Below are 17,160 nucleotides of genomic sequence, written 5' to 3'. Positions count from 1 at the left end.
CTAGAGGGTCGTTTAGATCAATAAGCGCATCGGTTCTTCCAGATAGTCAGCGAGGACCCGCATGAATTCTGCGGCCTCGGCACCATCGGTCACCCGATGATCAGCAGAAATCGAGGCTTTCATCTGGGATCCAACTGTCAGCTCACCATCTACCACCATCGGAACGTCTTGAACCGCACTCACAGCCAGGATAGCAGCCTCTGGGGGGTTGATGATCGCTGAAAAGTTCTCAATGCCATACATACCCAGATTGCTGATCGAGAAAGTGGAGCCTTCAATGTCCTCCGGCCGCACTTTGCCCTCCCGCGCCCGTCCCACCATCTCACGGATCTCACGAGCGATCAAGCGGATCGGTTTCAAATCGGCATCCTTGCTGACCACCGTCAGCAGACCGCCCTCAACCGCCACCGCCACGCCGATATTGACGTGTCCATGCCGCACGATGTTTTTATCATCCTGCAGCGAGGCGTTCAAATTGGGATACTGCCGCAATGCCAGGGCCACAGCCTTGACCACGAAGTCATTCACAGAGAGCTTGTCCGTTTCCGGCAGAATCTGATTCAATTGTTTCCGCAAGGCCATCAATGCCCCGGTACGATAGGAACGGGTCAGATAGAAATGCGGGAAGTTCTGATTGGAATCCTGCATCCGTCGGCTGATCGCCTGACGTAGACGCGTCAGGTCAACAACCTCATCAGCGGGCACTTCACCCAAACTGAAACTCGAGGCAGATTGGAAAGTCTGACCATTACCGGCGGACTTCGATCCTGAACCTGCCTGGCTCATGCTGTCGAGATAAGCCTCGACGTCCTTTTTCACTACGCGCCCTTGAGGGCCGCTGCCCTCGACCGCTGCGAGTTGAATATCGTGATTCTCGGCGATCTTACGGGCCAGAGGAGATGAACGCACACCACCAGCAGGTGATACATCAGCACTATCATCAGATTCAACTGCTTTCGAAGGGGCTTTCTCAGCCTGTTTCTTCTCAGCAGGTTTTTCCATCTTCTTTGATGGCTTCCCGCTGGCTTGCGCCACTAACGAATCAATCTCATCCTCAGTAGGTTCTTCCCCAGCCGCACTGACCACGGCAATCGGAGAATTGACCGGTAGTTCCGCTTCTTCGGGGGCCAGGTGGCGGAACATCACACCATCCAGGCTCGATTCCACTTCCACCGTGGCTTTATCCGTTTCAATTTCGGCAATCACATCCCCCTTGGCGACCGTATCGCCTTCGGCTTTGACCCAGCGCACCAACTTGCCCTCGGCCATATCAAAACCCAATTTGGGCATGGTCACAAGCTCAGCCATTCAATACCTCCTTGGCAGCATGATAAATATCTTCCGTCTGGGGCAGCGCCAATTGTTCCAGTTCAGCGTTATAAGGCAGTGGCACTTCGGCCTGGGCTACCCGCTTCACCGGCGCATCCACATAGTCAAATGCCATTTCATAAATCCGGGAGGACACTTCCGAACCGACGCCATAGGACCGCCAGCCTTCCTCGGCAATCACAGCCCGATTGGTCCGCTTGAAGGAAGCGATGATCGGGTCCATATCCAAGGGCCGCAGGGAGCGCAGGTCAATCACCTCCGCGTTTATTCCATCTCCCGCCAGCATGTCGGCAGCTTTCAAAGCCGCCGGGACCATCTTCGAATAGGCCACAATCGTCACATCGTCCCCTTCTCGCTGGACCTTGGATTTTCCCAGTGGCTCCAAATAATCCTCATCATCCGGCACCTCGCCCTTGGTTTGGTACAAGGTGGCATTTTCAATAAACAGCACCGGATCATCACTGCGAATGGCGCTCTTTAACAAGCCTTTGGCATCCGCAGGGGTACCGGGGGAGACAACCTTCAACCCGGGAAAATGGGCAAAGATCGCGTCCGGCGTCTGGGAGTGCGTAGCGCCCAACTGACGACCGCCGCCGCTCACCGCACGGATCACAAGGGGCAGCTTGAACTGGCCGCCAAACATATAATGCAGTTTAGCCGCCTCATTGATGATGTGGTCCATCGCTACAAAGGCGAAATTGATCGTCATCAGCTCCGCCACCGGTCGCAAACCGGTCATCGCGGCGCCGATTGCGCTGCCAACGATGGCCGACTCAGCAATCGGGGTATCCCGAACACGCTTCTCACCGAAATGATCATAAAAGCCTTTGGTGACAGCATAAGTGCCGCCCCATAAGCCGACTTCCTCACCCTGAATGAATACCCGTTCGTCGCGCTCCATCTCTTCCCAGAGCGCCTTAGAGATCGCTTCGCGCATTGTCATTCGTGTCATCTTAACGTCCCTCACTTTCACGTTCCAGGGCGTATCCGCGGTATTCCACTGGGGTCGGTTCCACATAGATATCTTCAAACAATGTCGATTTGTCCGGGTTTGGACTGGCCTTAGCAAAGGCCTCAGCGTCATCCACAATTTTCATAGCTTCCTCATCCACTGCATCCAGTTCCTTCGCAGTGGCGATCTTTCCTGCGATCAATTCCTTGCGATAAATACCGATCGGATCTTCTTCTTCCCATTTCTTCACTTCATCCTTATCGCGGTAGCGTTCCGGATCGCCCATCGAGTGACCCCGATAGCGATAAGTCATGATCTCCAGCAGGTATGGGCCGCCTTCCTTGCGGATCTTCTCCAGCACCCGTGAGACTTCCTTACGGACTTCCATCACGTCCATGCCTTCGATCCGTTCATTGGGCATCCCGTAACCTTCGGCTTTCTGGCGGATTTCCGAAACCGCCGACGCACGGTCAACGGCCGTACCCATGCCATATTGGTTGTTCTCGCAAACCCAAAGTACTGGCAGGTTCCAGACCTTGCTTAAGTTCAGGCCTTCATGGAAAAAGCCAATATTGGTGGAGCCATCACCGAACATGCAGATGGTCACCGCATCGTCATTGCCCTGGTAAACATCACCCAACGCCAACCCGGCAGCTAAGGGGATGTGTGCACCTACAATGGCATGGCCGCCCCAGAAGTTCAGTTCGGTATCGGCCATGTGCATGGAGCCACCCTTTCCCTTCGAGCAGCCATCCACCTTACCCAGCAGTTCAGCCATCACCGCGTTGGGGTCAATCCCTGCACTGATCGCCCAGCCATGGTCACGATAAGCCGTGATCAATCGGTCCTGAGGCTGCCGGACGGAGGAAATCCCCGCACTGACAGCTTCCTGCCCGATGTATAAATGTAAGAAGCCGCCGATCTTACCCTGCTGATAAAGCTCAGCAGCGCGCTCTTCCAGGCGACGAATGATGACCATTTCTCGATAGAGGTCAATTGATTCCTTTTTATCCATTCACAAAATCCCTTCGTGGATTAATTAAATACTCACACTATTTGTCAGTCGAATTATTATCATTTATTATGATATATATTACCTTTTTAGTCTAGTATTAATTCATAGAATTTTATCAGAATCAACAATGGGGACACCAATTAAAGATAAAGAGGCTGTCCAATCGGACAGCCTCTCAGGATGGTTAACAGGAAATTTGTAAACTAGTCGTTCTTGATCTTCGCCTGAGCAGCAGCCAGACGGGCCACCGGCACACGGAAGGGCGAGCAGCTCACGTAGTTGTTGCCAACCAGGTGGCAGAACTCGATCGAGCTGGGTTCACCACCGTGCTCACCGCAGATACCAACCTCGAGTTCGGGGCGGACTTTGCGGCCTTCAGCGATAGCAACCTTCATCAAGCGGCCAACGCCATTGCGATCCAGGACCTGGAATGGGTTTTGGGGCAGAATGCCTTCATCCACATAGGTGATCAGGAAGTTGCGTTCGGCGTCGTCACGGCTGTAACCAAAGGTCATCTGGGTCAGGTCGTTCGTGCCGAAAGAGTAGAACTCTGCCACTTCAGCGATCTCAGCGGAGGTCAGGGCAGCACGGGGGATCTCGATCATCGTGCCGAATTTGTAGCTGAAGCTCACGCCTTTTTCTTCCATCACCTTCTTGGCGATGGCTTCAAGTTCAGGCTGAACTTTCTTCAACTCGTTCACATGCCCGGTCAACGGGATCATGATCTCGGGGCGGACATCAATGCCCTTGTTGGCGGCGTCACAGGCGGCTTCGAAAATCGCCCGAACCTGCATCCGCATGATGTCGGGGAAGACGATACCCAAGCGGATACCACGGAGACCCATCATGGGGTTGCTCTCATGGAGCTTGGTGACTGCGGCCAGCATTTCTTCCTTCTCAGCCAGGCCCTTGGTCTCGCCTTTGCAGCGCATTTCGGTCACTTCCACCAGGAGTTCTTCCTGTGAGGGCAGGAACTCGTGCAATGGGGGATCGATCAGGCGGATGATTACTGGGTAGCCGTCCATCGCTTCAAACAGGCCATAGAAGTCTGAGCGCTGGGAGGGCAGCAGTTTACCAAGCGCAGAGAAATAAGCTTTCGCTGCATCAGCATTTTCAAGACTGCTCTTGGCTTCCTTGAGTTCCGCTTCAACTTCCTCGCGGACCACATCATTCATCATCTGGCCATCAATCTTACCGGTCTTCAGAGAATGCTCGAGCCGAACAACGGTGTTGAGGATAGCCTGGGCATCTTCAGCGTTCAGGATCATTTCCTGAACAAAAGGCAGCCGTTCTTCTTCGAAGAACATGTGCTCAGTCCGGCAGAGGCCAATACCCTTGGCGCCGAAGGTGCGGGCACGCTGAGCATCCTTGGGATAATCTGCGTTGGCCCAAACCTGCAGCCGGGCAATATCATCAGCCCAGGAGAGCAGAGTCATGAGTTCTTTTTGTTCTTCAATATTGGGAGCGGTGAGTTCGAGCTTGCCGATGAAAGCTTCACCGGTGCCGCCATCGAGGGAGATCCATTCCCCTTCTTTGACTGTGACATCATTGGAAGTCATTTCAAGTTTTGCGGCGTCAATGCTCATCATGGAAGCACCAACAACACAAGGCACACCAAATTGGCGGGCAACCACAGCCGCATGGGAAGTGGCGCCACCCTCAGAGGTCAAAATACCCTTGGAGGAGAGCATACCATGCACATCATCAGGTTTGGTGAAAGGTCGGACCATGATCACATCCTGACCTTCGTTTACGGCTTTCGCCTGGGAGGTGTCAGCATCGAAGTAAACCTGACCAACAGCAGCGCCTGGGGAGGCGTTCACACCGGTGGCGAAGAGCTTACCGGCATCACGAGCAGCCTGCATGGTAGCGGCATCAAACTGCGGGTGAAGCATCTGGTTAACCTGTTCAGGTTCCACGCGCATCACAGCGGTTTCTTTGTCGATCAAGCCTTCATTCGCCATATCAACAGCGATCTTGATCGCGGCTTTGGCGGTGCGCTTTCCGTTACGTGTCTGGAGCATCCACAAGCGACCTTTTTCGATGGTGAATTCAACGTCCTGCATATCGTTGTAGTGCTTTTCGAGCCGGGCAGCGATGTCCATGAACTGGTCAAAAACTTCAGGGAGATCTTCTTTCATTTCAGCGATCGGTTTAGTGTTGCGGATACCAGCCACAACATCCTCACCCTGTGCGTTCATCAGGAATTCGCCGAAGACTTTCTTATCACCGGTCTGGGGATCACGGGTGAAGGCAACGCCAGTACCGGAATCCCAGCCCATGTTACCGAAGACCATTGTCACAATGTTGACGGCAGTACCGAGGTCATCAGGAATGTTGGCGCGGCGGCGATAGTCAATTGCGCGCTTGGCATTCCAGGAATTGAAGACGGCTTTGGTGGCCAGTTCGAGCTGTTTGACAGGATCCTGGGGGAAATCAAAGCCCTTGGCTTTCTTCACCACGGCTTTGAATTTCTCAGTCAGTTCCTTCAGGTCATCAGCGCTCAGATCGGTGTCGCTGGATGCGCCCTTAGACTCTTTGAAGCTATCCAAAACATCTTCGAAAGCCTCGTCCGAAATCTCCAGAACAACGGAGCCGAACATCTGGATCAAGCGGCGATAGGAGTCATAGACAAATCGCTCATTCTCGGTCAATGAAACCATGCCTTTGGCGGTTTCATCATTCAAACCGATATTCAAAACAGTGTCCATCATACCGGGCATGGACATCTTGGCGCCGGAACGGCAGGATACCAATAACGGATTGGCGGGATCGCCAAATTTCTTGTTGGTTTGTTCTTCAACGACCTTCAATGCAGCCAGGGACTGATCCCACATATTCGCGGGGAAGGACCGACCATCCTGGTAAGCGATACACGCTTCGGTTGTAATGGTGAAGCCGGGGGGAACAGGAACACCAATCCGGGTCATTTCGGCCAGGTTCGCACCTTTGCCACCGAGCAAACCGCGAACGCCGTCCCAACTACCAGCATTTTTTTCCGCTTGTTCAACTTCATTGAACAAATAAACCCATTTCTTTTCTGACATGCTTCCTCCTAAATGTAAATCAAACAAAACTTATAACGCGGAAAGCGTAAAATTACTTTACAAACATGTAATTTTACCATGAAGGTTTCGGAATCCCAAAATATTCATCAGTGGATAATACCTGTAAACCTCATTTTACGTTTCCCCACTCACAACTGAAGGAACGCGAGCGTCATCCACAAGTACAAGCCAAAAACCTTGAGAAGAAACCAATGTATAATAACTGCCAGTATAAATAAGCACGGGGGTTGGCTTTTGGGGCCAGAACTCACAAATCTTTACCTGATCGATGACAAAAGGAGAAATGACATGGAATTGCCAGACTTCGGAGAATTGAGTAACCTGGCCAAGCAAATGCAGGACGCCTATTCCCAGGGCCTGGGGGCCATGAACCAGGCCGGCGAAATCGCAGCCGCCGAAATGGATCCTGACTACAAGATCATATTGGATATTGACTTTTCCGCGAAAATTGAAGGACACGCCTATCAGGTGGACGCCACTGTCATCTTCGAAATTGAGCTTCAACCGATCCTGGATGCCGCCGAGAACTCCCCTCTGGGCGATCTCGCCTCCCTATTGGGTGGTTTAGGGGTCGATCTCGGTGAAGATTCTGATGCTGTGATGGAACAACTCGGTCAGCCACGGGCAATTGGGGTCGTCTCAGAAATTGATCTACGAAAATTAGTTCTCTCTGGTGCCAATGGCAAAATTGATGCCCAATTAAATGAAAAGGGCACCCTTTTAGCCACCCTCACAGAGGGCAAGCTGCATATCAACTGCGAAAGCGTGTTCTCATATCCCGAACACACCGATGCCTTCGTCGCCATCCCCAGCATGGAAGCAATGCAGGAGAATATCGTCCTGGATCTGGAGCACCTGGAAGAAAAGCAAGCCTTCAAATGGACTGAGCCGGACAAAGATAACTTGCAGGTTTCTGGCACAATTCACTTTGAACCGATCTAGACGATCAAACACACCCAAAGTTCAAGCCAAGCGAATAACCGGGATGGAATGTGTATAATTAATCCAGTCATCCATTCAATGCTGGACAGGTGCCATGGAAATCCGTCCAATCAACCCATCCGATATCCCGGCAATCCATCAGGCAGCGGAGTCCTTGTGGGGTAGCTACATTATTGTTGTGCATCTCGAGCAATATAATTACGATGACCTGCCTGGGTTTGTTGCCTTCATTGATAATACTCTGGCCGGCTTTCTGTACTATGAAATCAGAGAAAATATCTGTGAAGCGCTCACCCTGGCCGCGCTCATAGAGAATCAAGGCGTTGGCACAGCCCTGATGACTGCGGTTGAGCATTTCGCAGCCGAGAAACAATGCACCCATCTGCAAGTGGCAACAACGAATGACAACATTTACGCCATTGGGTTCTACCAATATCTTGGATTCCAGATTAAAGAAGTCTTTCCCGGCCGAATCGACCTAGCCCGCAAGATCAAGCCCTCCATCCCAATGTTCGGTGAAAATGGCATCCCCATCCAGGATGAAGTCCTCCTGGAAAAAGAACTTTGATTCAAAAATCTCAAAGGTGAACCAAATATGAAGAAAAAAATATTACTTGGTACGCTTCTCCCCCTTTTACTCATCCTCTCTGCCTGTAACGGCACACCAGCTAGTCCGACCCCTGTTGAAATATCAACAGAAGCTGCCAGCGTCATGTTAACTGAAACCGAGACATCCACTCCATCCACTGCCCCAACCCAGTCGCCCACCTTCACACCGCAGCCTGCTTCAGATGGCCCTTTTCTGCTGATCCAAACCGATGCCCAGACTTACAAGATCATCGATTTTGCGCTGGGTGAACAGTACCCTGTCGAGCTGCCCGTTGAAGGCCGACGAATCGGCATCAGCGGCAGTCTTTCCCCCAGTAAAACCGTTCTGAAACTCCCGATTGAAGACAACCAGTTGAAACTGTTCAATTTCATAACGAGTTATCTTCAGACGATTGATCTGCCCAATGACAGCTTTGACGCGGACCAAACTGCTGAACTCGCCCAGACGGCCTTTGATGGCATTGGGCTTTCATATGAAGCCGCTTTGGATGGCGTGTTGGCCTCCTATACCAGTTCCATTGCCAATACGCAGTGGTATCAGGATGACGACCACCTCCTGGCCGTCACCACCGGCTCACCGACCAGCACCCACCTCTCTCTGGTTGATGTTGCCACCGGTCAGGTTGAAGCGCTTGAATCCTTACCCGGTCTGGTGGAACGCTTCACCCTTTCAGGCGATTGGGCCCTCCTTAAAAAGGGCTATATCAATGAGCCGGGTTACGCCGGTGATGACCAATACTACGCACTCAATCTCGACACACTTGAAACCATACTGATTGATTTGCCAGCGGATGCGGACAACCCCATCCTCGCCTGGTTTGGCGGCACAACCTTGAGCATCATCCATCAATCGCAGCCGGTCGGGGGAATCAATTTCTCACTGCTGGACTTAGAGAATATGAGTTCAACGCAAGTGATCGACGGCATGTTCTCATCCATTCAGAGCTTTCAAAATGGGCTGCTGGTTTTACGGATGGATTCGGAGACCTATGCCACCATCATCCAAATCGTAGACCTCTCCGGTCAGATTCTGAAGGAAACCTCCCTGAATGATAGATGTTCACCCGTGGAAGTCACAAACGAGGCGATCATCTTAAATTGCGAAACCGAAAGCCTCATTTTAGATAGTGAATTAATAGCCGAATCCTTCAGTGATCCCATCTTCCTGCTAAGCAGCTCAACGGATGGTGAGTCTTGGGTTCGGGTGAATCGCTCGGGGCAAACTGCATTGCTGGATTCGTCCTTTACGAACCCCCAACCCATCAAGCTGGAAGGCGCTGCTTTGGAAGTGCGCTGGCTGCCAAATTCTCCGGCTTTCCTCTACCGCACCCTGGGTAAGCTCTACCTCTATGACCTTGCTGAAGGAAGCAGTACGTTGGTGCTTGAATCTGATCTCCTGGGTGACTACGCGAATACCAATGCGGCCTGGATTTTTATTCCGGATTAGCCTCCTTCTTTCGGATTTTTGAAATAACCAAATCCTGTATAATTAAATCAAAGCCTTGAACCTGTCCCGAGGTGGTCATGAAAATTCTCATCTTAGGTGGTAAGCGTTTCTTGGGGATTGCGCTGGTGGAAGCCATGCTGAAAGCCGGCCATACCCCCACACTCTTCAATCGCGGCATAACCAATCCCGACCTTTTTCCGGATGTCAAAACACTGATTGGCGACAGGGAAAAAGACCTTAGCGCGTTCAAGCGGCGAAAATGGGATGCGGTGATCGACACCAGCGGTTTTCTGCCGCGGGTAGTACGCGAATCTGCCAAAATGCTCTCCAACAGGTGCGGAACCTATGTTTTCATCTCGACCGTTTCCGTCTATAAGAATTTTCGCAATCCAGATATTCAGGTAAATTACCCCCTGGCAGAATTGGAGGATCCCACAGATGAGGACTATACCGGCGCATCCTATGGCCCCCTCAAAGCACTCTGTGAATATGAGATCCAGCAGAATTTCAAAGGCAATCTGATCGTCATCCGGCCAGGACTGATTGTGGGACCCAATGACCCCACCGACCGCTTCAACTATTGGCCGTGGCGGGTTGCGCAGGGTGGTAAAGTGTTGTCTCCAGGCCCACCCAGCGCTGATCTGCAATTCATTGATGTGCGCGATCTGGCGAACTTCATCCTCACCTTGATCGAACATAACGCCAAAGGCGTCTATAACGCCGTCGGCCCCAAAAACCCGGCCAATTTCGGGTCATTGCTGGTTGCCTGCCGGGAAGCCGCCGGTTCAGACGCCAGTTTCATTTGGGCCGATGAACACTTCCTGCTTGGTGAAAAAGTAAAACCCTGGGTGGACCTCCCCCTCTGGCTGCCCAATTCTGATCCCAACTTCATCGGCTTTAACAGCATCAACAACGCTAATGCCGTCAAAGCAGGACTGACCTTCAAGCCCCTCTCTGAGACAGTAAGCGACACGCTGGACTGGATTAAAACCCGCCCGCCTGCCAAGAAGCTGAAGGTCGGATTGAGCCTGCGTAAAGAAGCAACGCTTATTCAGAAATATGAAGAGATGTTGGAAAAGGATCACCTGTCCGGGAACTAGAATTTATTCCAATGCACTCGCTTAGGGTCATACTGGGTTCGGGCAGCCTTCTCCTGATCCGGATACCCTACATAAATCACGTTCAGCGGCTTGACGTAGTCCGGCAGATCAAATGCCTTGGCGAGCCGCTTCTCAAAATTATGGATCGGGTGCACCCCCAACCAAACCGTTCCTAACCCTAGTTCAACGGCGGCCAACAGAATATTTTCTGTCGCCGCACTGCAATCCTGCACCCAAAACCGGATACCAATGGGGTTCTTAAAAACCGACGTGTTCCCACAGACCATGATCGCGGCCGGCGCGTTATATTTCCCAAACAACATCACAGACCGGATCTTCTCCATCGCCTCGGGATCAGTTATGACTATGAACTCCCAGGGTTTTGTGTTATCCGCGGATGGCGCGGCCATCGCAGCCTGCAGCAGCAATTCCAGTTTCTCCTGCTCAACCGGTTTATCCTGATATTTCCGAATACTGCGCCGGGCAAAGATTGTTTCAAGGGCCATTGGATCTCCATTCTTCATCAATAAAAAACTAATACAGGTTCACTTTTTTGAGCCTGTATTAGTATACTTCTTGTTATTCTGCGAGCGCTTGCCGTTTGATTATTTTAGTAATATCGGCAGGAACATCTCCACCCCACGATCGAATTCAAAGGCACCTATATCAACAATAGCACTCCCATTACCATCGCCATCAATAGGCCGGGAATTGCCCTCAAAATCCACAGCTGGGACTCCTATCGCGCTGTTGTCCCCGGCATCGATACAAGGAGAGGCAGACGTGAGATGAAAATCACCTGTACCTTCATCCTCAAATAACGGATGTACAGAAATATTATTGGCCCAAAATGCATGAGCGGGAACTGAGAACGTTGACCAATTCCAAAAATTATTCGATTCTACGCTGTAAGTCACTTCCGAATTTTCATAGATAGCAATCGTATTTTCAGCACTCGAACCGTTGAATATATTATTGAACAGATAAACATCAATGGGCATTCCCGAAGATGTATAACTAGCCAAGCCGATGGCATCATTGTCAAAGCCAACTGACCCTGCCACACCATCAGTACCAGTACTGCCAGAGGTGGATCCCAAGCCCCCTATTCCTGCAGTACCTGCCACACCACCTGTGCCGCCAACAATCGGAGCTTTAGGTAAATAAAGCGTATTATTGACTAAGGCGATTGAACAGTAGTAATTAAATACCAGGATTGACCCAGAGGAATCTCCTCCACCGCCCCCACCCCCAGCATCCCCGCCATCGCCACCAACGCCGTTTGGTACACCGAAACCACCATCACCGCCTGTTCCACCATTACCACCGCTTCCACCGCCTCCTCCAATACCACCCTGCAGGTTATCAATGATATTATTCGTTATTGCCGTCGGCTGAGAGGCCAAATAATATATATCCAGGCCATAGGTCATCCCTCCGTTACCGGCATCAGCACCAGAAGCGCCAGCGCCGCCAACACCTCCATTTCCACCAATTCCCTTAGCCGTAACACCAGCACCCCCATTTCCACCCGTGCCCCCATTACCGCCACTACCGCCAAGCCCGCCATCTCCACCCGCCGAGGCCATGCTCCAGGAAGCCTTGTTTTGAGATAAATCTAGAAGCTCTCCTGTTTCCAATCGGACCATATAAACATCCCCTGCATTGCCACCTACGCCAGCGGCGCCGCCCCCACCACCGCTGCCCCCCATACCGCCATTGCCGCCCGTTGTGACCGTGCCATCCCCTCCTGTGCCACCATTACCACCCAGGCCGCCATCACCACCATCGCCACCTGTTCCGGGCGCGCCGCTGCTGATGTTATAGATAGTGTTCATTATAATCTCTACCGAATCCCCAACATCTGCTGGAAAATATATCCCGTAGCCCTTTCGACTAGGAAATCCAATGCCACCTGCGCCGCCTGCGCCACCAGCGCCGCCATCTCCACCATCCTGACCACTGGGGCCTCCCGATACTCCTCCACCCCCATTGCCGCCTTTGCCACCATTGCCCCCTTTGCCCCCAGCCCCACCATCTCCGGAACGGATGGCGTAGATTTCATTTTCGGTAATAATTACGCCTTCGGAATCAATAAGGTAAATACCTGCGCTGATTCCTCCAAGGCTGCCATTTTGACCAGCTGAACCTGGGGAGCCAGCAGATCCGTCCGAGCCCGGGCCAATCGCATTAAGCCCATCATCGCCATCGCTGCCATCCCCTCCGTCTCCCCCATTTCCACCCCAGACGATGTGGATCGTGTTACCACTAATGAGAGGTGCACCCGTCAAAACAAATATCCCATAAGCCGCCCCACCAGAGCTGCTTTCACCATCAACCATTCCATCAGCGCCATCTCCCCCAAAGACATTCCGAATTTCGTTATCCATGATTAGAGGTGTATCTGTCGCGTTAGGCGTCTTAACATAAATTCCCCAAGCAGTCCCGGAAGGTGTAGGTCCGGCCTCCAGTGCCTCACCGTCCACACCATGCATGTGTTGAATTATATTTCGGCTGACCTCCACCTCACTTTGGATATCCACACCTCGAATGCCATCCCGAATATTACTGTCAAGTATATGGCCGGTCGAGCCCGGCTCAAACTTTATCCCATACCAACAGTTATTCGAGGGATATCCCGTGCCAGCGAGCGTTGCCTCGTCAATGTTCAGGGTACCGCCGCTCTCAACAATGATCTCAATCCGGTCAGGATCAATGCCGACATTACCAGCATCCGAACAGTCGAAGAGCACCGTCGCCCCCGATTGGATGGTCAAAGATCCCCCACTTTGGATCACAATATCCTGATCCGGGAATTGATATCCACTCCAAACCTCATCCGTCGAAATATAGTCAACTGCGTTTACGGTCTTAATCGGCTGAAAAGAAAGCAACACCAGAAATACAGATAAGAATCCAAGCAATTTACTTAATTTGTTATTCATCACAACCCCAATCTAAAAACTATTGAATGACAAATACCAGTAATCATTTCCCTCATTAGGAAATTAAAGAGACTCCGACCAATAATCTGCAGAGGCGTTTAATGGAGTGCGATGACTTTATTTAGTTATGTACTTTATTGCGGTGAATTTTTATGAGATCAGTAAAGAACGTATCTATATTATAAAAAAGCTATGAACCTTAAGCAAGCCAAAATAATCCCAGCTCGTAATCCTTCAGCTCTCTTGGTCCTTCTTGTGGGTTTTTCTCAATTGGCGGGTAATAAATCCCCGCGCATCGTCCTCGTCCCTCACCTCGCCGCTGGCCTGCGCCTCCCGCAGTGAAGCGATCAGCTTGCCAATAAGTGCCCCAGGGGCCAGGTCGAATTCCTTTTGGATATCGTTACCATTCAGCAGCAGCTTCGGTGCAACCACCACTTCATGTTCGAGCCACCAAGCCTGCAATACCTCGTGGGCAGCCTTGACAGGACGATTCCAACCCTCCTGAGTGAGTTCCGGACCAAAAGTCGCATACGTATCCGCCAAATAAAGGATCGCAATCGCAATCCCAACATCGCCAACTTTTTTGAAGAAGCGATACAACATCCTGCGATCCGGCCCCGTTCCAACCCTCGCCATCGGCAGCAGCCGCATGTGATAACGGACAAAAGTGCTCAGCCATTTTGCCTCAGCGTTGCTCAACTGCAACCCCCGGGCAATTTCCCAGGTTATCTCCGCACCTGCAATGTCATGGCCGTAATAATGCAGCCGGCCATCCGGCCCTTTGGACAGGGTCTTCGGTTTGGCACTATCATGGAGCAGCGCGCCTAATAAGGTCAGGCTCCTGATGGATCGACCTGGCGTCACCTCACCTGCAAAGTAATCACACAGCTGGTTTTGGAAAGGCGCTAATGCGCCCATAGCTGCGCTCAGCGGCCAGGGGGACTCTTCATTTATATTCACATCCTGAGTTAACGAATCCAACAAGCTCTGGCAGTTCTTGACCACCTGTAAGGTGTGCTCCAACAGGGGATAAAAATGCGGCGGGGAGGCCGGAACATCAGCCTGCGCTTGCAGGGGTGGAACCAAAGCTCTAAGTAGGCCAAATTCCTGACATTCCCGCAGTCCGCGGGCTGGGTCAGGGCCTTCAAGAATGCGAAAGAGTTCATCCCGCTGGCGTTCAATTGTCGTTTCAGGTAGGTGACATGCTGCATCCCGGATCAGATCAGCTGTTGCGGGCGCAAACTCAAAGCCAAATTGGATCGCCAGCCGCACAGCCCGTAAGGCGCGCACTGGATCATCCAGGAGCGCCTGGTCACTGCAAGCCCTCAGCAGTCCCGCCTCAAGGTCGGCCTGACCGCCCAATGGATCAATGAGTTCGTTTGGCTTGCGTAAATCAATCGCAATTGCATTGAGAGTAAAATCGCGATGGCGCAGATCGTCATCCAGGTCTGCTCCAGTGAACTGCACAAAGTCTAAAGGGAATTCACGCCCATCCGGACGGTGGAAGACCACACGGGTCGTATGACGTTCATCATCTAAAACAAAATAACCGGCATCCAGCGCCCGGGCAACTTTTCGGGTCAGCGAAACTGGGTTCTCCCCCATCGTGAAATCCAAATCATGCAGATCCCGGCCCAAAAGCAGGTCCCGTACTGCACCGCCGACCAGGTAAATCTGCTGATCGGGTTCAAGGGCCTGTTGAACGGCCGTTAAGATCGAAGTGATGAAAGGATCAGTCCAAAGCCTCATATTTTTCCAGATCGACCACGCCAATGAAAGGCAGGTTCCGATAGAATTCGTCCATATCCAGACCATAGCCAAAGACGAATTTATCCGCTATCTCAAAGCCACAATACTTAATCGGCACATCCACCTCACGTCGGGTCACTTTATTGAGCAAGGTGCAGATCTCCAGGCTGGCAGGGTTACGAGTACGCAGCATTTCGATCACGGATGAGAGCGTATGCCCGCTGTCAATAATATCTTCCACAATCAATACGTGCTTTCCGGCAATCGAGGTCCTCAGGTCCAGGTTAATCCGGACCTGCCCGGAGGATTGACGAGCCCCCGCCCCATAGGACGAGACACCCATGAAATCAATTGCAACCGGCGGGTCAATGCAGCGGATCAGGTCCGTGAGGAACATCACGCCGCCCCGCAGGATACAAATCGCCAAAATTTCTTTACCCGCATAATCCCGGCTGATCTCAGCGCCTAATACTGCAATTCGGGCTTTCAACTCCGCTTCGGGAATCAGGACTTCTGCCAAAAAGGATTGATAATCTTTCATCGTTTCTTATCCTTTAATTTCGGGGGACCTTGTGGTGCTTCCGGCAGCGCGCCTCATACATCTCCTGTGCGCCAACGACAACAATCGGATCATCATAACGGGCTGGTTCGCCATTGACAAGCCGCTGGGTCCGGCTGGCATCCTCACCGCATACCATACAAATCGCCCGCAGTTTATCCACCTTTTCGGCCCGAGCCATCAATTCCGGCATGCAGCCAAATGGCTCGCCCCGGAAATCCCGGTCCAGCCCTGTGACGATCACTCGCAGATCCTTATCGGCCAGTTCTTCTACAACTTCCACAATGCCATCATCAAAGAATTGGGCCTCATCCACGCCAATAACTGTCACATCGGGGTCTAATTTTGCCAATACCTCGGCAGACGATCGAACCGGAACTGCCTCCACATCCAAACCGGAATGGGAGGTGACTTTCATTTGATCATATCGATTATCAATGACCGGTTTAAAGACCTGCACTTTCTGCTTGGCAATTTGAGCCCTACGCAGGCGCCGGATGAGTTCTTCCGTCTTTCCGCAAAACATTGACCCGCAAATGACTTCTAATGACCCGACATGATGTGGCATAAACCCTCTCCCTATGAAATAAAAAATGACAGGCAGATGAAGTTTCATCTGCCTGTTAAGTTTACCATTTTTCGTTTTTGTTTCTGGAATTAGACGGTGATTTCTTCCGCAGCATCCGGAATCTTGTAACCCAATTGGCGCAGGGCCTTCTTGAGGTCAATCAAGGACTTGCGACCAAAGCCGCTGATATCCAGCATGGCCTGCTCGCCGCCTTCAAGTCGTTCCAAAACGTCACCAACATTCTTCATACCAGCTTCGGTCAGGGCCTTTTCAACCCGGGTACCCAAACCAAGTTCTTCGATCGGGCGATCGGGAGATACTTTTTCTTCTTCCTTGGCCTTCTTGTCTTCGAGGTAATCCTTGCGAGCCTGAAGCCGTTTGTAGAAGCGATCCACCTGACCTTCACGGTCAAGAATGCGCTGCTGCTGGCCAGTATAGAAGGGATGGCAATTGGAGCAGACTTCTGTGCGGATTTCTTTTTGGGTTGAGCCGGTTGTCCAGGTGTTGCCACAGGAACCGCAAATCACCACCGCATCAGGATAGTATTGGGGATGAATATCTTTCTTCATAATTTCGTCTTGATCCTTTCAAAAAGTGAATACGTGTTATTCATCCTCAGGGAGTGTAACAACGTGAACCTTTTTGCGGCCACCGGGCATCGTCTCAAAATGAACCAGACCTTCGGTTGTTGCAAAAAGTGTATGATCCTTACCCATACCGACATTCCAGCCGGGGTGGATCTTGGTGCCGCGCTGGCGGACAATGATATTGCCGCTGATCACGTATTCACCACCGAATTTTTTGATACCAAGTCGTTGCGACTGGCTGTCACGACCGTTTCGTGAGGAACCGCCACCTTTTTTATGAGCCATTTTTC

General features: G+C 51.6%; 15 protein-coding genes. 4 read left to right on the top strand and 11 right to left on the bottom strand.

Translation table 11 applies throughout. The features are described 5' to 3' along the window. Nucleotides 1–12: 12 nt before the first annotated feature. The 4 genes from JR338_01085 to JR338_01070 all read right to left on the bottom strand — a co-directional run bounded on the left by JR338_01085 (nt 13) and on the right by JR338_01070 (nt 6,343). Entirely contained in the window at nt 13–1,308 is a 1,296-nt protein-coding gene (locus JR338_01085; protein ID QRN83381.1) for a 2-oxo acid dehydrogenase subunit E2, read from the bottom strand. Next, nucleotides 1,301–2,281 (bottom strand): alpha-ketoacid dehydrogenase subunit beta, encoded by a 981-nt coding sequence (locus JR338_01080; GenBank protein ID QRN83380.1) that lies wholly within the window; start codon nt 2,279–2,281, stop codon nt 1,301–1,303. Before JR338_01080 ends, JR338_01085 begins: the two co-directional genes overlap by 8 nt. A gap of 1 nt (nt 2,282) precedes the next feature. Next, complete coding sequence (gene pdhA / locus JR338_01075) at nt 2,283–3,296, bottom strand: pyruvate dehydrogenase (acetyl-transferring) E1 component subunit alpha (GenBank protein ID QRN83379.1); 1,014 nt, start codon at nt 3,294–3,296, stop codon at nt 2,283–2,285. Between the two features lie 203 nt (nt 3,297–3,499). Next, complete coding sequence (locus JR338_01070; GenBank protein QRN83378.1) at nt 3,500–6,343, bottom strand: pyruvate, phosphate dikinase; 2,844 nt, start codon at nt 6,341–6,343, stop codon at nt 3,500–3,502. Between the two features lie 309 nt (nt 6,344–6,652). Between JR338_01070 and JR338_01065 the strand changes: the two genes are divergently transcribed. From JR338_01065 to JR338_01050, 4 genes are all read left to right on the top strand, one after another. After that, complete coding sequence (locus tag JR338_01065; protein QRN83377.1) at nt 6,653–7,306, top strand: hypothetical protein; 654 nt, start codon at nt 6,653–6,655, stop codon at nt 7,304–7,306. Between the two features lie 94 nt (nt 7,307–7,400). Further along, nucleotides 7,401–7,874 carry a GNAT family N-acetyltransferase gene (locus JR338_01060; protein QRN83376.1) on the top strand — a complete coding sequence of 158 codons (474 nt, stop codon included), beginning with the start codon at nt 7,401–7,403 and terminating at the stop codon, nt 7,872–7,874. A gap of 27 nt (nt 7,875–7,901) precedes the next feature. Continuing rightward, the gene (locus JR338_01055) at nt 7,902–9,362 is read left to right on the top strand and encodes a hypothetical protein (protein QRN83375.1); all 1,461 of its coding nucleotides are present in this window, start codon (nt 7,902–7,904) and stop codon (nt 9,360–9,362) included. 77 nt (nt 9,363–9,439) lie between these two features. Next, nucleotides 9,440–10,462: an NAD-dependent epimerase/dehydratase family protein gene (locus JR338_01050; protein ID QRN83374.1), complete on the top strand. Its 1,023-nt coding sequence runs from the start codon at nt 9,440–9,442 to the stop codon at nt 10,460–10,462. Here the strand turns inward: JR338_01050 and JR338_01045 are convergent. The 7 genes from JR338_01045 to rpmA all read right to left on the bottom strand — a co-directional run bounded on the left by JR338_01045 (nt 10,459) and on the right by rpmA (nt 17,155). Then, on the bottom strand, nt 10,459–10,968 hold the full coding sequence (locus JR338_01045; GenBank protein QRN83373.1) for a nitroreductase family protein: 510 nt from the start codon (nt 10,966–10,968) through the stop codon (nt 10,459–10,461). The genes JR338_01050 and JR338_01045 overlap by 4 nt on opposite strands. Before the next feature lie 99 nt (nt 10,969–11,067). Further along, nucleotides 11,068–13,407: a hypothetical protein gene (locus JR338_01040; GenBank protein ID QRN83372.1), complete on the bottom strand. Its 2,340-nt coding sequence runs from the start codon at nt 13,405–13,407 to the stop codon at nt 11,068–11,070. Nucleotides 13,408–13,641: 234 nt separating this feature from the next. Beyond that, nucleotides 13,642–15,156, bottom strand: a complete 1,515-nt coding sequence (locus JR338_01035; GenBank protein QRN83371.1) for a hypothetical protein — start codon at nt 15,154–15,156, stop codon at nt 13,642–13,644. Then, complete coding sequence (hpt, locus tag JR338_01030) at nt 15,140–15,697, bottom strand: hypoxanthine phosphoribosyltransferase (protein ID QRN83370.1); 558 nt, start codon at nt 15,695–15,697, stop codon at nt 15,140–15,142. The genes JR338_01035 and hpt overlap by 17 nt, the downstream gene beginning before the upstream one ends. A gap of 13 nt (nt 15,698–15,710) precedes the next feature. Then, the gene (locus tag JR338_01025; protein QRN83369.1) at nt 15,711–16,283 is read right to left on the bottom strand and encodes a thymidine kinase; all 573 of its coding nucleotides are present in this window, start codon (nt 16,281–16,283) and stop codon (nt 15,711–15,713) included. Between the two features lie 89 nt (nt 16,284–16,372). Further along, nucleotides 16,373–16,852: a 50S ribosomal protein L31 gene (rpmE, locus tag JR338_01020; protein ID QRN83368.1), complete on the bottom strand. Its 480-nt coding sequence runs from the start codon at nt 16,850–16,852 to the stop codon at nt 16,373–16,375. A 36-nt stretch (nt 16,853–16,888) separates the two neighbouring features. Further along, nucleotides 16,889–17,155: a 50S ribosomal protein L27 gene (gene rpmA, locus JR338_01015; GenBank protein ID QRN83367.1), complete on the bottom strand. Its 267-nt coding sequence runs from the start codon at nt 17,153–17,155 to the stop codon at nt 16,889–16,891. Nucleotides 17,156–17,160: the final 5 nt, after the last annotated feature.

It is taken from the genome of Chloroflexota bacterium (genome assembly GCA_016887485.1).
GTDB lineage: Bacteria > Chloroflexota > Anaerolineae > Anaerolineales > Anaerolineaceae > Brevifilum.
Note: the sequence above shows the minus strand (reverse complement) of the source record. Positions and strands in the feature narration are given on the sequence as shown.